We start from the raw sequence: 15,448 nt of genomic DNA on the forward strand, positions 1-15,448 counted from the left end.
TCGACGCGACGCTGTCCGAGGTGGCCGCGCCGCTGCCCGGCGGCGGGCCGAAGGTGATCTCACGCGCACAGTGGGGCGCGGACGAGAACATGCGCTGCCAGGACCCGACCTACGACAAGGACGGCGTCGCGGGCATCACGCTGCACCACACCGCGGGCCGCAACGACTACTCCAAGGCCGAGTCGGCCGGCATCGTGCGCGCCATCTACGCGTATCACGCGAAAACCTTGGGCTGGTGCGATATCGGCTACAACGCCCTGGTCGACAAGTACGGCCAGATCTTCGAGGGCCGCGCGGGCGGACTCGACAAGCCGGTGCAGGGCGCACACGCGGGCGGGTTCAACGAGAACACCGCGGGCGTGTCCTTCATGGGCAACCACGAGGAGCAGGCCCCGAGCGAGGCCGCCGTGCGTTCCATGGGCGAATTCATCGGCTGGCGGGCCAAGGTGGCCGGACTCGACCCCGAGGGCACCACCACCATGATCTCGGAGGGCAGCAGCTACACCCCCTACGCGCTCGGCGAGGAGGTGCGGCTGCCGATCGTGTTCGCGCACCGCGACGTCGGCAACACCAGTTGCCCCGGCGACGCGGCCTACGGGCTGATGGACCGGATCCGCTCCATCGCCGAGGACGCCTCCGGCGGGGTCTCCCCACAGCAGGAGCTGCCGTCACCGCCGCGGTCGCGCACCGATCAGCGCGCGGATCAGCAGCAGTCCATCGACCCGGAGGCCGACGCGGACCTGGCGGCGCTGGCCGATCTGACCACCCTGCTGCTCGACATGCTGGACCGCAGCGCGGTGGCCCGCACCTGGAACGAGCAGGGCGGGGCGGCCGGACCGCTGGGCGCGCCGATCTCCGAACCGCGGCCCACCGTGGACGGCGGCCAATACGTGCAGTTCGCCAACGGCATCGCCTACTCCACCCCGGACGGCCGGGTCTACCAGGTGGTGGGCAAGATCCTGGAACGCTTCATCCAGCTGGGCGCGTTCACCGGCCTGCTGGGCATGCCGACCAGCAGTGAGTACGAGGTGCCCGACGGCGTGCGCGCCGACTTCCAGTACGGCTCGCTGATCTTCAACCGGGTCACCGGCATCATCACGACGATTCTCGACACCTTCGGGACCAGCCAGTCCCCCGCCGGTGCGCCGATCCCGCAGCCGTTGGCGCAGGCGCCCGCAGCCGACCCGATCCCGGCCCCGCTGCCCGCGCCGTAACCCGGCGGCGCTCAGCGGCGAGAGTCGTTCACGCCCACCAGCGTTCGAGGATGCGGGCCACCCCGTCCTCGTTGTTGGTGGCGGCCACCTCGTTGGCGGCCTCCTTGGCCTCCTGATGCGCGTTGGCCATGGCCACGCCGTGCCCCGCCAGCCGCAGCATCGGCACGTCGTTCGGCATATCGCCGAAGGCGATCATGGTGGCGTGCTGCACGCCGAGCCGCTGGGCGACGGTGGCCAGCCCGGTCGCCTTGGTGACGCCGGGGGCCGACAGCTCGACCAGCCCGTCATCGGTCGAGTACGTCAGATCCGCGCGCCCGATCAGATGCGGCTCCAGCACCTCCCGCATGAACGCGCTGGTCGCGCCCGCCAGCCGGATCAGCATCTTGATGGCGGGCGCGGCGATCACCTCCGACCGCGCCACCCGCGTGTCATCGGGATTCAGCCAGGCGTGCTCGTACTCGGGTGAACTCACGAACTGCGGCGTGGCGGCATCGTGCGCGCTGACCCCCACCCGCTCGGCCGCCAGCCCGCACCCGGGTAGCAGCCGCTCGGCCAGCTCCGCCAACCATTCGAGGGTGTCCACATCCAGCACCCGCGTGGACAGGATCCGATCCTGCGCACTGTCGTAGATGACCGCCCCATTGCCGCACACGCACAGCGGGGCATACCCCAGCCCGTCCACCACCGGGTCGATCCAGCGGGGTGGACGCCCGGTGGCGAGCACGAACGGCACACCATCGGCGATCAGCGCCGCCACGGCCGCTCTGGTGCGGGCACTCACCTGCTCCCGGTGGTCGATGAGCGTGCCGTCGACATCGGTGGCGACCATCTTGGGTTTGGGCAGGTGAAAGAGAGTCACCTGTTCCATCCTGCCTCGAGAGGGGTCCCGCTTGCCCGAAAGATGCCCATTCGCAGCCCTACCGTCGACTATCCCCCACACCGCGTTCACAATCGGTTCGATCACGGCGTGAGCACCCCCACCGAACCCCGCCCGCCACGACTTGCCCGGCATTGGCTGCGCGGTACTGCGCATATCTTCAGGTCGGTCCCTATGATCTGGGGCTACAGACTCGACCCGAGAGGGACTGATGGCCGGATTCCTGCTGCGACGTGCGCTCAACTATGTCGTATTGCTGCTACTGGCGTCGTTTCTCACGTTCGTGGCGGCATCCTGGTCTTTCAATCCCCTGGAAAGTCTGGAGCAGCGCAATCCCCGGCCGCCGCAGTCGGTGATCGACGCCAAGCGCGCGGAGTTGAAACTGGACGAGCCGATCGTTCCTCGGTACGTGCAGTGGGTGGGCGGCGTGGTGCACGGCGATTTCGGCCAGACCCTGGCCGGGCAGCCGGTCTCGGAGGAACTGCCGCGCCGGATCGCCGTCAGCCTGCGACTCCTCCTGATCGGCTCCGTGGTCGGCACGGTGCTGGGCGTGCTGATCGGTGCGGCGGGCGCGATACGGCAGTACCGGTTCAGCGACTATTTCACGACGGTGATCTCGCTGCTGGTGCTGTCCACACCGGTGTTCCTGCTCGCCACCCTGCTGAAATTCGGTGCGCTGGAAATCAATATGGCCACGGGCAAGCAGATCTTCCTCTATACGGGTGAGACCTCCGCGACCGCCGTGCACGGCCTGTGGAATCAGTTCGTGGACCGCCTCCAGCACATGGTCGTCCCGACGCTGGGCCTGGCGCTGGGCGCCATGGCCGGATACAGCCGCTACCAGCGCAACGCCATGCTGGACGTGCTCCAGTCCGACTTCATCCGCACCGCCCGCGCCAAGGGCCTCACCCGCAGCCGGGCGCTGTACAAGCACGGCTTGCGCACCGCGCTGATCCCCATGGCCACGCTGTTCGCCTACAGTTTCGGCGGCCTGATCACGGGCGCGACCTTCACCGAGAAGATCTTCGGCTGGCACGGTGTCGGTGAGTGGCTGGTGGACTCCATCAATGCGCAGGACCTGTATCCGGTCGTGACCATCACGGCCTTCGCCGGATTGGTGGTGCTGATATCGGGCCTGCTGTCCGATGTGGTCTACGCGATCCTCGACCCCCGGGTGCGTGTGGGATGACCGAGGCCGAACTCATCGTCCAGGGTGCACCGGCGGCGGCTGGACGCCGAAAGCTGGTGCTGCGCCGCTTCCTTCGCAACAAGCCCGCCGTGGTCGGGTTGATCGTGCTGGTGCTGATGTTCGTGTCGGCTTTCGCGCTGCCGCCGCTGCTGCCCTACGACTATCAGGAACTCGACTACACGGCGCTGCTCCAGCCGCCGAGTACGGACCATCCGTTCGGCACCAACCAGATCGGACAGGACGTGCTGGCGCAGACGCTGCGCGGACTGCAGAAGTCGCTGATCATCGGTCTGTGCGTGGCACTCATCTCCACCACCATCGCCGCTCTCGCGGGATCGCTGGCGGGGTTGCTGGGCGGCTGGACGGATCGAGCCGTCATGTGGCTGGTCGATCTGCTGCTCGTGGTGCCCAGCTTCATCATCGTGGCGATCTTCGCACCGCGTACCAAGGGCAGCGGTTCCATCCTGCTGCTGATCGGCCTGCTGAGCGTCTTCAGCTGGATGATCAGCGCACGTATCGTGCGCGGTCTGGCGATGAGCCTGCGGGAGCGCGAATTCGTCCGGGCCGCACGGTATATGGGTGCCTCCACCTGGACGGTGATCACCACCCATATCGTGCCGAACATCGCGTCGATCCTGATCATCGACACCACGCTGTCGGTGGGTGCGGCCATCATGGCCGAAACCGGCCTCAGCTTCCTCGGCTTCGGCGTGCAGCCGCCGGACGTATCGCTCGGTTCGCTCATCGCCGCCGGCACCAAGTCGGCGCTGACCTATCCGTGGCTGTTCATGTTCGCCGGTGGCCTGCTGGTCGCCACGGTGCTGTGCGCGAACCTGGTCGGCGATGGTTTGCGCGACGCCTTCGACCCGAGTTCGGCTCGGGCGCGGTCGCGCAAGAAGGCGAAGGCGGAGAAGGCGGCGGCATGACGGACGACAAGAACACGCGTACCACCACCGCACCCCTGCTGGAGGTCTCGGACCTGCACGTTTCCTTTCCAGGGGAGGAAGGCCGCATCGACGCGGTGCGCGGGGTGAGCTACACCGTGCAGGATGGCGAGGTGCTGGCCATCGTCGGCGAATCCGGTTCCGGCAAGTCGGTGTCCTCACTGGCGGTGATGGGCCTGCTGCCGGATCAGGCGCGGGTGCGCGGTTCGATCCGGCTGCGGGGACGGGAACTGCTGGGGCTCAGCGACAAACATCTGTCGGCGCTGCGCGGCACCCGCATCAGCATGGTGTTCCAGGACCCGCTCTCGGCCCTCACCCCCGTGTACCGGGTGGGGGATCAGATCGCCGAGGCGCTGCTGGCGCACAAGAAGATGAGCAAGGAGCAGGCCGCCGCGCGGGCGGTGGAACTGCTGGAGCTGGTAGGCATTCCGGAGCCCGTCGTCCGAGCCAAGATGTTCCCGCACGAGTTCTCCGGCGGTATGCGCCAGCGCGTGGTGATCGCCATGGCCATCGCCAACGATCCGGAACTCATCATCTGCGACGAGCCCACCACCGCCCTCGACGTGACGGTGCAGAAGCAGATTCTCGATCTGCTGCGCCAAGCTCGCGATATCACCGGTGCGGGCGTCGTGATGATCACCCACGATATGGGGATCGCGGCCACGCTCGCCGATCGGGTGGCGGTCATGTACGCCGGGCGGATCGTCGAGACCGCGCCCGTCGCCGAGCTTTTCAACGCCCCACGCATGCCGTACACGGTGGGCCTGCTCGGTTCCATTCCGCGCATGGACGGACCGGCGCGCACCCCCCTGATCCCCATCGTCGGTGCGCCGCCCGCCATGCACGCGCTGCCGCCCGGGTGCACCTTCGCACCCCGCTGCCCCGTCTCGGTGGACGACTGCCGCGCCGCCGAACCGCCGCTGCAGGACACCGAACCCGGCCACCGTGCCGCCTGTATCCGCACCGCGGAAGTCGGTTCGGCCGAGCTGTTCGCCGCCTACCGGCGCGACATTCCCGAACCGGAGCACCGCTCCGACACCGATTCCCATGTGGTGTTGCGGGTGTCGGACCTGAAGAAGACCTTCCCGATCACCAAGGGCGTCGTCTTCCGCCGCCGCATCGGCGAGGTGAAGGCGGTGGACGACATCAGCTTCGAGGTGCGTGCGGGCCGCACGCTGGCGCTGGTAGGAGAGTCCGGCTCGGGCAAGTCCACCACCCTCACCCAGATCATGGATCTGGTGCGGCCGGAAAGCGGCAGCATCGAAATCCTGGGCCGGAACGTCGAATCGCTGACCAAGGAGCAGCGTCGCGATATCCGGCGGCGCATGCAGATCGTATTTCAGGATCCCTCGGCCTCCCTGGACCCCCGGCTGCCGATCTTCGACGCACTGGCACAACCGCTGCGCATCGACGGCCGCCCTCGTGAGGAGATCCACCGGCGCGTCCCGGAACTGCTGCGGCAGGTGGGATTGCGGCCCGAACACGCCGACCGGTACCCGGCGGACTTCTCGGGCGGCCAGAAGCAGCGCATCAATATCGCCCGCGCACTCGCCCTGGATCCGGAGATCCTGGTGCTCGACGAGCCGGTGTCCTCGCTGGACGTGTCGATTCAGGCCGGGGTGTTGAACCTGCTGCGAGACCTGCAGCTCGAGCGTGGCCTGTCATACCTGTTCGTCTCCCACGACCTGTCGGTGGTGCGTAACCTCGCGCATGAGGTGGCCGTCATGTATCGCGGCGAGATCGTCGAATACGGTCCGGCCGAACAGATTTTCACCGCTCCCCGCCACGACTACACCCGCGCCCTCATCGACGCGGTACCCGTCCCGGTGGTAGCACGATAGGAGAAAGCCGTGGAAATCCGTTCGCTGGGAACACGTTTGGCCGTGCCCCTGGTCGCAGCGGCGGTCGTACTCGCCGGGTGCGCCGGTGGCGACACCGACACGTCGACGGGCGCCGCCGCCCAACTCGGCACCACCAACGACATCAACCCTCGTGATGTGAGCGAGTTGCGCGACGGTGGCAATCTGCGGCTCGCGTTGAGTTCCCTGCCCGAGACCTGGAACGTGCTGCACACCGACGCGGACGGCGAGGTGGGCAGCCTGTTGCGGCCGCAGATGCCGCGTGCGTTCAGAACCGATGCGGCGGGCAACCTTTCGGTGGACACCAACTACTTCACCAGTATCGAACTCACCGACACCGAGCCGCAGCGGGTCACCTACACCATCAACCCCGACGCGGTCTGGTCCGACGGCACCCCCATCACCTGGGAGGACCTCCGCTCCCAGGCGCAAGCGCTGAACGGCTCGAACCCGGCCTATCTGATTCGCATGAACTTCGGCTTCGACCGAGTGGAGAAGGTGGAGCGCGGTGTCGACGACCGGCAGGCGGTCATCACGTTCAAGGAGCACTGGGCCGACTGGAAGGGGCAGTTCGCCGGGGAGGGGTTCCTGTTCCCGAAGACCGTCACCGAGACGCCGGAGGCATTCAACGAGAGCCTGCGTGACGGGATCGCGCTGACCGCCGGACCGTTCACCCTGCAGTCGGTGGACCGCGCCCTGCAACGCATCGTGCTGGCCCGTAATCCGAAGTGGTGGGGTGACACACCCAAGCTCGACACCATGACCTTCAGCGTGCTCGCCGACGACGCGATGCTGCCCGCGCTCCAGAACAACGAGATCGACGCGATCGGCCTCGCGACCCGCGACGATATGAAGATCGCCCAGAACACTCCGGGTGTCGCCATCCGCCGGGCCCCGGGTGCGAGTTGGTCACACGTGACCTTCAACGGCGCACCCGGTTCGATCCTCGAGGACGCCCGCGTGCGCGTCGCCATCTCCAAGGCGATCGACCGGCAGGGCATCGCGACCGCCCTGCAGAACGGTCTGGTCGAGAACCCGACACCGCTGGGCAATCACGTGTACGTGCAGGGCCAGGTGGGCTATCAGGACAACAGCCTCCCGTTCGATCCCGATGCCGCGGCACGGGAGCTGGACGAGCTCGGCTGGACGCTCAACGGTGACGTCCGCGAGAAGGACGGCCGCAAACTGGTGATCCGCGATGTCATGTACAACTCCGACACCTGGGTCCAGATGGCCCAGATCATGCAGCAGAACCTGGCCCGCATCGGCGTGCAGCTGCTGATCGAGACCAAGCCCGGCCAGGGGCTGTTCACCGACGTGATCCGGCCCGGCAATTTCGATATGGCGCACTGGGTGTGGTCCAGTGACGTGTTCGCGTTGAAGAACCTGCCGCAGGTCTACCGGTACGACCCCAATGATCTGCAGGGCAATTACGGCCGCATCGGTTCCCGGGAGATCAACGACCTCATCGATCAGGCGCTGGCCGAACTCGACCCGCAGCGGGCGATCGACCTGGCGAACGAGATCGACCGCAAGCTGTGGGAGATCGGCTTCTCACTGCCGCTCACACAGTCGGCCGGCAATGTCGCGGTGCGGGCGGATCTCGCCAACTACGGGGCGACGGGACTGGCCTCCTACGACTACACCAAGATCGGTTTCCTGAAGTGATCCGGCAGTTCCCCAACGGAAGGAGCGATCGATGCGATTGCGCTCGATAGGCTTGCGGCTCGCGGTACCCTTGGTGGCCGTCGCCGTGGCGGCCACCGGCTGTGCGGGCGGCGATGACGGCGCGCCCGAAGGGGCGGTCGCCGAACTCGGCACCACCAACGATATCAATCCGCATCCGGTGAGCGATCTGCGCGACGGGGGCAACCTGCGGCTCGCGGTGAGCGCCATCCCGGAGAACTGGAACGCGCTGTCCAACGACGGCAACGACGCCGAGATCGCGGCCATCCTGCGGCCGATGATGCCGCGAGCTTTCAGCACCGATGCGGCGGGCGATCTTTCGGTCAATACCGACTACTTCACCAGCGTCGAGTTGACCAGCACCGAACCGCAGCAGGTCACCTACACCATCAATCCGGACGCGGTCTGGTCCGACGGCAGCCCCATCACCTGGGAGGACATCCGCTCGCAGGCCGAGGCCATGAGCGGGAAGAACAAAGACTTCCTGATCGCCGCGCCGGGTGGCTTCGACCGCGTCGAGAAGGTCGAACGCGGCGTGGACGACCGCCAGGCCGTCATCACGTTCGCCAAGCACTACGGCGAGTGGAAGGGCCAGTTCGCGGGCAACAGCTTCCTGTACCCGAAGTCGGTCACCGAAACACCGGAGGCGTTCAACAAGAGCCTCGTGGACGGCATCGCCCTCACCGCCGGCCCGTTCAAGGTGCAGTCCGTCGACCGCGCCGTCAAACGCATCGTCCTGGACCACAACCCCACCTGGTGGGGTGACAAGCCCAAGCTCGACACCATCACCTTCAGCGTGCTCGACAGCGCGGCACGGCTTCCGGCGTTGCAGAACAACGAGATCGACGCGACGGGCATCGCCGACCGCGACGAACTCAAGACCGCGCAGAACACGCCGGGCGTGGCGATCCGCCGCGCCCCCGGCAATTCCTGGACCCACCTGACCTTCAACGGCGCGCCCGGCTCAATTCTCGAGGATCCGAAACTGCGGGTGGCGATCGCCAAGGCAATCGACCGCCAAGGCATCGCGACGGCGATTCTGAACGGCCTCGTCGAGAACCCCAAGCCGCTCGACAACCACGTCTATCTGGTGGGCCAGAAGGGTTACCAGGACAACGCCCTCCCCTTCGACCCGGCCGCCGCGGCCCAGGAACTCGACGCGCTCGGGTGGAGGCTCAACGGCGAATTCCGGGAGAAGGACGGCCGCATCCTGGAAATCCGCGATGTCATGTACAACGCCGACACCTGGGTGCAGGTGGCACAGATCATTCAGCAGAACCTCGCCGCCGTCGGCGTCAAACTCACCATCGACACCAAACCCGGCCAAGGTTTCTTCACCGATGAGATCCAGCCGGGCAATTTCGACGTCGGCCAGTGGGCTTGGGTGGGCGACCCGTTCCCGTTCAGCAGCCTGCCGCAGATCTACGGGTATTACCCGGACAATCTGCAGGGCAACTACGGCCGCATCGGCTCCCCCGAACTCAACGATCTGATCGAGCGGACCCTATCGGAACTCGATCCGGAGAAGGCCGTCGAACTGGCCAACCAGGTCGATCAGATGGTCTTCGATGAGGGCCATTCACTGCCGCTGTGGCAGTCGCCGGGCAATGTCGCGGTGCGTGACAATCTCGCCAATTACGGTGCTCCCGGCCTGGCGTCCTACGACTACACGAAAATCGGCTTCTTGAAGTGAGGTTCCGGGGCCACCCGCTGGCCTATCCGGTAGTCGTGACGATCGGCGCCCTGGCGATGTGCTTCGCCTGGGCGCCGTTCGGCGATATGGAGCTGCGCAGGCTGCTGGCCGCGTTGGTGCTGATCATTCTGGGGTACACCGGATTCCGGGTCGGCTACGCGCTGCGGGACACGGGCGGGGTCGATGCCGGAATGACCGCGCGGCGAATTCGCCAACAGTTTCGGTTGGTGAGCCGGTCGTGGTTGGAGTGCACGACAGACGGGCGAACGCTGTGGGTGCCGGTCTATTTCGATCCGGCGCTGATGACGCTGACACCGGCCCGGGTCGAAACATCCGGGCGGACAATCCATGTCGACGGGCTTCGGGTGTATCCCGCTGGTCGCAGCCGGGACTCGGAACCGGTGGGCCGGCTGGTCGACAATCCGTCCCGGCCGGATCCGGACGCCGTCGAACTCGCCGCCACCGCCACCCGCTGGCCCCGCCGCCTGCTGCTCGACGCCCAATCGGCCGTGGTGGCCCCGTTCGTGGGGCTGTTCTGGGTGTACGTGGCCGGTGGCGGGACGCTGGCGTTCGTGGCGGTCACGGTGGTGGCGGGAACGACGGTCACCTGGCTGAGTGCGGTGCGGGGGTCGGATCCGAGTTGAGGGGTCGTGTTCGCGGGGTCGGTTTTTGCGGGTCAGCGAGGGTCTGGGCGGGGTGGGACGTGGGGCCAGGGAGGTTGGCGAGTGGAGCCGTAGCGGGTGAATTCGGTGGGGTCGTGCGGGAATCCGGCGGTGTGGAGGAGTTCGCGCAGTTCGGTGAGGTGTTCGGGGCGCATGGGTTTGCGGACGCAGGCGGCGCCCAGGGAGGCGACTTCGCCGCGGACGTAGACGCGGGCGTCGTAGAGTGATTCGCCCAGGGCGGGACCGGCGTCGCCGCACACCACCAGGCGGCCCGCCTGCGCCACGAGGGCGCTCATGGGGCCGCTGTCGCCGCCGACCACGATGTCGACGCCCTTCATCGAGATGCCGCAGCGCGCACCGGCATTGCCCTCGATGACCAGCAGGCCGCCGTGCGCGGTCGCGCCCGCGGACTGGGCGGCGTCGCCGCGCACCCGGACCAGGCCCGACATCATGTTCTCCGCCACCCCGACGTCGGCGTCGCCGTTCACGGTGACGGCGGCATGCTGGTTCATGCCCGCGCAGTAGTAGCCGACGGAACCGTCGATGGTGACGGCCATCTCGCGATACAGGCCGCAGGCCAGGGCGTGCGCGCCGCCCGGGTTGGCGACCAGCACGCCCTGGGGTGCGCTCGGCGACATGAGCAGTGCGTTGACCGCGCGCGTGCCGAGCGTGGCGAGATCGAGGGTGGTGTCGGCCGGATCCATGACAACGGTGTTCACTGTTGCCGCCCGACATACACCTTCCGCTTCGGCAACGACGGTGAGCCCGTCCCCTCGGGCGGCGCAGGGGAGGGGCGGCGGGCTACTGCTGGGTGCGGCGGGCGGCCTTCTCGGCGGCTTCCGCGGCGTCCATGGCGTTCGCCTCTTCGAGAGTCGGTGCGCTGCCGCCCAATCGGGCGGGCACCCAGTAGGCACCGGGTTCGTGCACGTAGTCCCGCTGCACGTCCAGCAGCATCGCCTGCATGGTGGAGCGCAGGGTGGCGGTCAACTCCGCGGCCGGCTCGAACGGTGCGATGGGCTCGCCCACCTTGATGGAGATGGGAGTGTTGGTGCGGCCCAGGCGCTTCGGGTGCCCCTTGGTCCACACCCGCTGCGCACCCCAGATCACGATCGGGACGATCGGCACTCCGGCCTCGATGGCCATGCGCGCCGCGCCCGACTTGAAATCCTTGATCTCGAAGCTGCGGGAAATGGTGGCCTCCGGATACACGCCGACCAGTTCTCCGGCCTTCAGCCGCTGCACCGCCTCGTGGAAGGAGTCCGCCCCCGCCGACCGGTCCACCGGAATGTGTTTGAGCGCCCGCATGATCGGCCCGGAGATGGAATTGTCGAAGACTTCCTGCTTCGCCATGAACCGGATGTAGCGCTTGGGGGTGCGCGCGGGCAGTCCGGCGTAGGTGAAATCCATGTAGCCGGTGTGGTTGATGGCGATGACCGCACCGCCCTCGGCGGGAATGTGCTCGTCGCCGGTGACGGTGAACTTCAGGCCCTGCAGTGCGAACACGGTGCGGGCCAGCCCGATGATCGGGAAGTAGACGGGTTCCACAGTTCAGCTAGCGTAGTCGCTGCGGGAGCTGGTACCAGTGACCCAGGCAACATCGATCGTCGGCTGTGACACCAGGACGGCCGCGGGGACACGAAAGAGGTTCGCAGGAGTGGGAAACGCCCGAACATCGCTGCGTGACTACTGCCGCAGGGGGCTGCCGGAGCTCGGGGCGCGACGGCGGGGAATCCTGGTCAGCGGATTGGCGGTGGCGTCGGCGGCGGTGCTCGCGGGCTGCGATTCCGTCTCGGGCATCCCCGGGGACGATCCCGCACCCGCCAGCCCGGTCCAGGTCACCACCACGACCGCGGCCACCACGACGACCAGCGGCGACACGCCCGGGAACACGGCGGCGGAGAATCCCGACGGCACCGCGGCCGTCGGGGCCTGGGTGGCGGACCTGCGGGCCGGGGATGTCGACGCGATCACGGAGAAGTGCTGGACCATCGCGCCGTCGAACGCGGCGGCCATGTACGCCGAGCCGGAATCGATCCTCGCGGCGCTGGAGAATCCGCCGGTGCGCGGCGCATCCGGGGTGATCTGGAGCGGCGCGGCGGTCACCGTGGTGGCCTCGGATCGCACCCTCGCCGGCGCTTACGCGTGCCCGCGCGTCTATCGCAGCGGCAATGACCTCGGATTCGACACCGAGCTCGGATTCAACGGCGCGGACGCGCGGCACACCGTGCGCCGCTATCTGGCGCGGTTCACCGGCGAACCCCTCGACCCCGCGGACGAGGAGGGCCGGTACCCGCTGGTCTGCGCCCCCACGCCGGGCAGCTGGGACCCCGAACAGACCGGTCGGGCTACGTCGCCGCCGCTGGCGCTGAACCCCGGACAGCTCACCGGCGTGACGTCCTTCATAGACCAGTCCATCGAGTCCGCGTGGCCCGACGGCGGCTACATCACGGTGTCCGTGCCGGTCACCAATGCGGCCGGTGTCCAGCAGAAACGGACATTCACCCTGAAGTCCGGCGACGAGGGTTACTGCATCGGCGACGTTTCTCCCTAACCAGTACGCTGGGTGGCTGGTAACGGTCAGGGAGGAAGAAGCTCGTGCAGATCACCAGCGTCGGACACGCCGGATTCCACATCCGAACCGCGGCGGGGACGATCCTCTGCGATCCATGGGTGAACCCGGCGTACTTCGGTTCGTGGTTCCCGTTTCCGGACAACACCCGGTTGGACTGGGACGAACTGGGCAACTGCGATTTCCTCTACGTCTCGCACCTACACCGCGACCACTTCGACGCTCAACTGCTCACCGACAAGGTGAACAAGGACGCCACCGTCCTGCTGCCCGACTACCCGGTGCCGGACCTCAAGCGCGAACTCGAGAAGCTCGGCTTCCACACGTTCGTGGAGACCGAGGACTCCGTCAAGCACACCGTCACCGGCCCGAACGGCGGCGAGCTGGACGTCATGATCATCGCGCTGCGCGCGCCCGCCGACGGACCCATCGGCGACTCCGGCCTGGTCGTCTCCGACGGTGAGACCGTCTGCTTCAACATGAACGACGCCCGGCCCGTCGATATGGACGTGCTGCACGACCAGTTCGGGCATGTGGACATCCACCTGCTGCAGTACTCCGGGGCCATCTGGTACCCGATGGTGTACGACATCCCGACCCGCACCAAGGCCAACTTCGGCAAGCAGAAGCGGCAGCGCGGCATGGACCGGGCCCGCTCCTACATCGAACAGGTCGGCGCGACCTGGGTGGTGCCCTCGGCCGGACCGCCGGTCTTCCTCGACGACGAGCTGCGCTACCTCAACGACGACCGCGGCGACGAGGGCAATATCTTCCCGGACCAGATGGTGTTCCTGGAGCAGATGGAGATCCACGGCAACACCGGCGGCATCCTCATGATCCCGGGCTCCACCGTGGACCTGCGCGGCAAGGACCTGCTCGAGCTGAGCCACCCGGTCGCCCCGGAGACCATCTACGGCGACAAGGCCGCCTACATCGAGGACATGGCGCAGCGCATGGCTCCCGTGCTGGCGGCCGAAAAGGCTTCCTGGGCAACCGGAGACGAGCCGCTGCTACCGCCGCTGAAGGAGCTCTTCGAGCCGATCATGGCGCAGAGCGACCTCATCTGCGACGGCATCGGCTACCCGGTCAGCCTCGTCATGGGCGAGGAGACCGTGGTGCTGGACTTCCCCCAGCGCATGGTGCGCGAACCCGTCGCGGGAGAAGGCAAGCACCGCTACGGCTTCCGCATCGACCCGCAGCTGGTGCGCACCGTGCTGCGCGACAACGAACCCGACTGGGTGAACACCATCTTCCTGTCGACGCGCTTCACCACCTGGCGCATCGGCGGCTACAACGAATTCCTCTACACCTTCTTCAAATGCCTCACCGATGAGCGCATCGCCTACGCCGACGGCTGGTTCGCCGAAGCGCACGACGACTCCGCCTCCACCGAACTCGACGGCTGGGAAGTACAGCGCCGCTGCCCCCACCTGAAAGCCGACCTGTCGAAATTCGGCGTAGTCGAAGGCAACACCCTGACCTGCAACCTGCACGGCTGGCAATGGGATCTGGAGAGCGGCCGCTGCAAAACCTCCAAGGGCCACGAACTCCGCTCACGGAAACTCTGAATCCGCGAGACATCCAAATCCACGGAATGCCTCGGGTCGCGACTCCGGCCGGTGTGGGACACCGGCCGGAGCGGCCGCTTAGGTGAGTTCGCGGGTCAGCCTGGAGGACCAGGGACACCAGAAGCATCCGGGGAGGAACGCCCCGCACGCCTCATCCAGGTGGTCTTCGACATAGGTGATGCTGGCATCGCAGACCTCGATGGCCATGGTGAAGAAGCTGATGGTGTCCGGGTCGAGGTGGAAGTTCCAGCCGGGGTTGTAGTCGGCGGTTTGTTTGCGTATCCGACCCATGACGTGGGTGGACATTTGTTCCTCACCGGAGAGTATCCGGCGAGCCTCCTCGATGCGCTGCTCGTTCGTCAATCGGATGACGAATTCCTTGCCGGAGTAATCGGTGAATGCGAAGTCCGCCATGATATTCCCCTCGCTGCCGCGTACGGGTGGATGGAACCTGCCCTTCGATGGTAAGCCCCGGAAACGGGTGTCACGGTGAAATCGACTGTGCGACAGAAGATTTACGATACCGACCGCTCTGAACTACGAGCTCCCGGATCGCGGTCGCTCCGCGGGCGACCGGTGCGGCGATCCGGCCGTCCGCTCCGATGAGCACCGCGGAGGGCGTTCCGCGCACCCGATAGCGCAAGGCCGCCTCATTGCCCTGCTGGACCAGCACCGGGATATCACCCACCCCCTGGACCTCGGCCCATTTCTCGTGCTCGGCGGGGTCGCCGTTGCCGACCACCACGATGCTCAACTCCGCCGCCGTTCGGCGATGCCAGCGCGGCAGCTCCCGAGCCAGTGCCGCGCACATCTCGCAGTGCGGGTGCACGAACACCAGCAGCAGGTGACGGCCCGCGCGCAGCAGGTCCGACAGGCCCGACCGGTCACCCTCGGGAGTGAGCAGCTCGAACTCCGGCGCGACCGCACCGACCGGCAGGCCCTCCGCCCCCAGGGTGGACAGCGCCTGCTCGTCCAGCCGCCGCCGCACCACCCGCAACTCGCCCTGGATCAGCAGGAACAGGGCGAGCAGCACCGCGACCACCGCCATGCCGACGGCATGATCCGCGGGCAGGCTGCCCGGCACCTCCGGCACCGCGAGCGCACCGACCGCCACCAGCACCGCGAGGGCGATCAGCACACCATTGCGCACCACCGTCGCCCGTCCGATCGGGACCGAACTCGCCGCA

General features: G+C 67.3%; 14 protein-coding genes. 9 read left to right on the top strand and 5 right to left on the bottom strand.

What is annotated here, in order from left to right; translation table 11 throughout:
- The coding region (locus QK444_RS17395; protein ID WP_282781573.1) for an N-acetylmuramoyl-L-alanine amidase at positions 1-1,214 on the top strand (1,214 nt) is incomplete at its 5' end.
- A gap of 28 nt (positions 1,215-1,242) precedes the next feature.
- Here QK444_RS17395 and QK444_RS17400 read toward each other — a convergent pair.
- Positions 1,243-2,082, bottom strand: coding sequence for an HAD family hydrolase (locus QK444_RS17400; protein WP_282781575.1), 840 nt, complete (start codon positions 2,080-2,082; stop codon positions 1,243-1,245).
- Between the two features lie 220 nt (positions 2,083-2,302).
- On the opposite strand from QK444_RS17400, the gene QK444_RS17405 reads away from it, so the two are divergent.
- From QK444_RS17405 to QK444_RS17430, 6 genes are read left to right on the top strand one after another with little or no spacing between them, the layout of a single operon-like run.
- Positions 2,303-3,280, top strand: a complete 978-nt coding sequence (locus tag QK444_RS17405) for an ABC transporter permease (protein ID WP_282781577.1) — start codon at positions 2,303-2,305, stop codon at positions 3,278-3,280.
- Complete coding sequence (locus tag QK444_RS17410) at positions 3,277-4,206, top strand: ABC transporter permease (RefSeq protein WP_282781579.1); 930 nt, start codon at positions 3,277-3,279, stop codon at positions 4,204-4,206. Before QK444_RS17405 ends, QK444_RS17410 begins: the two co-directional genes overlap by 4 nt.
- Positions 4,203-6,065, top strand: coding sequence for an ABC transporter ATP-binding protein (locus tag QK444_RS17415; RefSeq protein WP_282781581.1), 1,863 nt, complete (start codon positions 4,203-4,205; stop codon positions 6,063-6,065). The genes QK444_RS17410 and QK444_RS17415 overlap by 4 nt, the downstream gene beginning before the upstream one ends.
- A 9-nt stretch (positions 6,066-6,074) precedes the next feature.
- Positions 6,075-7,751, top strand: a complete 1,677-nt coding sequence (locus QK444_RS17420; RefSeq protein WP_282781583.1) for an ABC transporter family substrate-binding protein — start codon at positions 6,075-6,077, stop codon at positions 7,749-7,751.
- Between the two features lie 31 nt (positions 7,752-7,782).
- Positions 7,783-9,462, top strand: a complete 1,680-nt coding sequence (locus QK444_RS17425; RefSeq protein ID WP_282781585.1) for an ABC transporter family substrate-binding protein — start codon at positions 7,783-7,785, stop codon at positions 9,460-9,462.
- A 35-nt stretch (positions 9,463-9,497) separates the two neighbouring features.
- Complete coding sequence (locus QK444_RS17430; RefSeq protein ID WP_282781586.1) at positions 9,498-10,106, top strand: hypothetical protein; 609 nt, start codon at positions 9,498-9,500, stop codon at positions 10,104-10,106.
- A gap of 32 nt (positions 10,107-10,138) precedes the next feature.
- Here QK444_RS17430 and QK444_RS17435 read toward each other — a convergent pair whose 3' ends face one another.
- Together QK444_RS17435 and QK444_RS17440 are read right to left on the bottom strand one after the other, a co-directional pair.
- The gene (locus QK444_RS17435) at positions 10,139-10,828 is read right to left on the bottom strand and encodes a protein glxC (RefSeq protein ID WP_282781597.1); all 690 of its coding nucleotides are present in this window, start codon (positions 10,826-10,828) and stop codon (positions 10,139-10,141) included.
- A gap of 97 nt (positions 10,829-10,925) precedes the next feature.
- Positions 10,926-11,669 (bottom strand): lysophospholipid acyltransferase family protein, encoded by a 744-nt coding sequence (locus QK444_RS17440; protein WP_282781588.1) that lies wholly within the window; start codon positions 11,667-11,669, stop codon positions 10,926-10,928.
- A gap of 109 nt (positions 11,670-11,778) precedes the next feature.
- Here QK444_RS17440 and QK444_RS17445 point away from each other — a divergent pair, with 109 nt between their 5' ends.
- On the top strand, positions 11,779-12,675 hold the full coding sequence (locus QK444_RS17445) for a hypothetical protein (protein WP_282781590.1): 897 nt from the start codon (positions 11,779-11,781) through the stop codon (positions 12,673-12,675).
- Positions 12,676-12,719: 44 nt separating this feature from the next.
- On the top strand, positions 12,720-14,261 hold the full coding sequence (locus tag QK444_RS17450; RefSeq protein WP_282781592.1) for a Rieske 2Fe-2S domain-containing protein: 1,542 nt from the start codon (positions 12,720-12,722) through the stop codon (positions 14,259-14,261).
- Positions 14,262-14,339: 78 nt separating this feature from the next.
- Here the strand turns inward: QK444_RS17450 and QK444_RS17455 are convergent, their stop codons facing one another.
- Positions 14,340-14,675: a calmodulin gene (locus QK444_RS17455; protein ID WP_282781594.1), complete on the bottom strand. Its 336-nt coding sequence runs from the start codon at positions 14,673-14,675 to the stop codon at positions 14,340-14,342.
- 70 nt (positions 14,676-14,745) lie between these two features.
- On the bottom strand, positions 14,746-15,448 hold a 703-nt coding region (locus QK444_RS17460), incomplete at its 5' end, for a redoxin domain-containing protein (protein ID WP_282781595.1).

The organism is Nocardia sp. CC201C (genome assembly GCF_030010695.1).
GTDB lineage: Bacteria > Actinomycetota > Actinomycetes > Mycobacteriales > Mycobacteriaceae > Nocardia > Nocardia otitidiscaviarum.

Bases quoted from the DNA above. Each gene is read 5' to 3' on its own strand.
- QK444_RS17410 (WP_282781579.1), top strand. From the start codon at position 3,277: ATGACCGAGGCCGAACTCATCGTCCAGGGTGCACCGGCGGCGGCTGGA.
- QK444_RS17415 (WP_282781581.1), top strand. From the start codon at position 4,203: ATGACGGACGACAAGAACACGCGTACCACCACCGCACCCCTGCTGGAG.
- QK444_RS17405 (WP_282781577.1), top strand. From the start codon at position 2,303: ATGGCCGGATTCCTGCTGCGACGTGCGCTCAACTATGTCGTATTGCTG.
- QK444_RS17455 (WP_282781594.1), bottom strand. From the start codon at position 14,675: ATGGCGGACTTCGCATTCACCGATTACTCCGGCAAGGAATTCGTCATC.
- QK444_RS17425 (WP_282781585.1), top strand. From the start codon at position 7,783: ATGCGATTGCGCTCGATAGGCTTGCGGCTCGCGGTACCCTTGGTGGCC.
- QK444_RS17435 (WP_282781597.1), bottom strand. From the start codon at position 10,828: ATGGATCCGGCCGACACCACCCTCGATCTCGCCACGCTCGGCACGCGC.
- QK444_RS17400 (WP_282781575.1), bottom strand. From the start codon at position 2,082: ATGGAACAGGTGACTCTCTTTCACCTGCCCAAACCCAAGATGGTCGCC.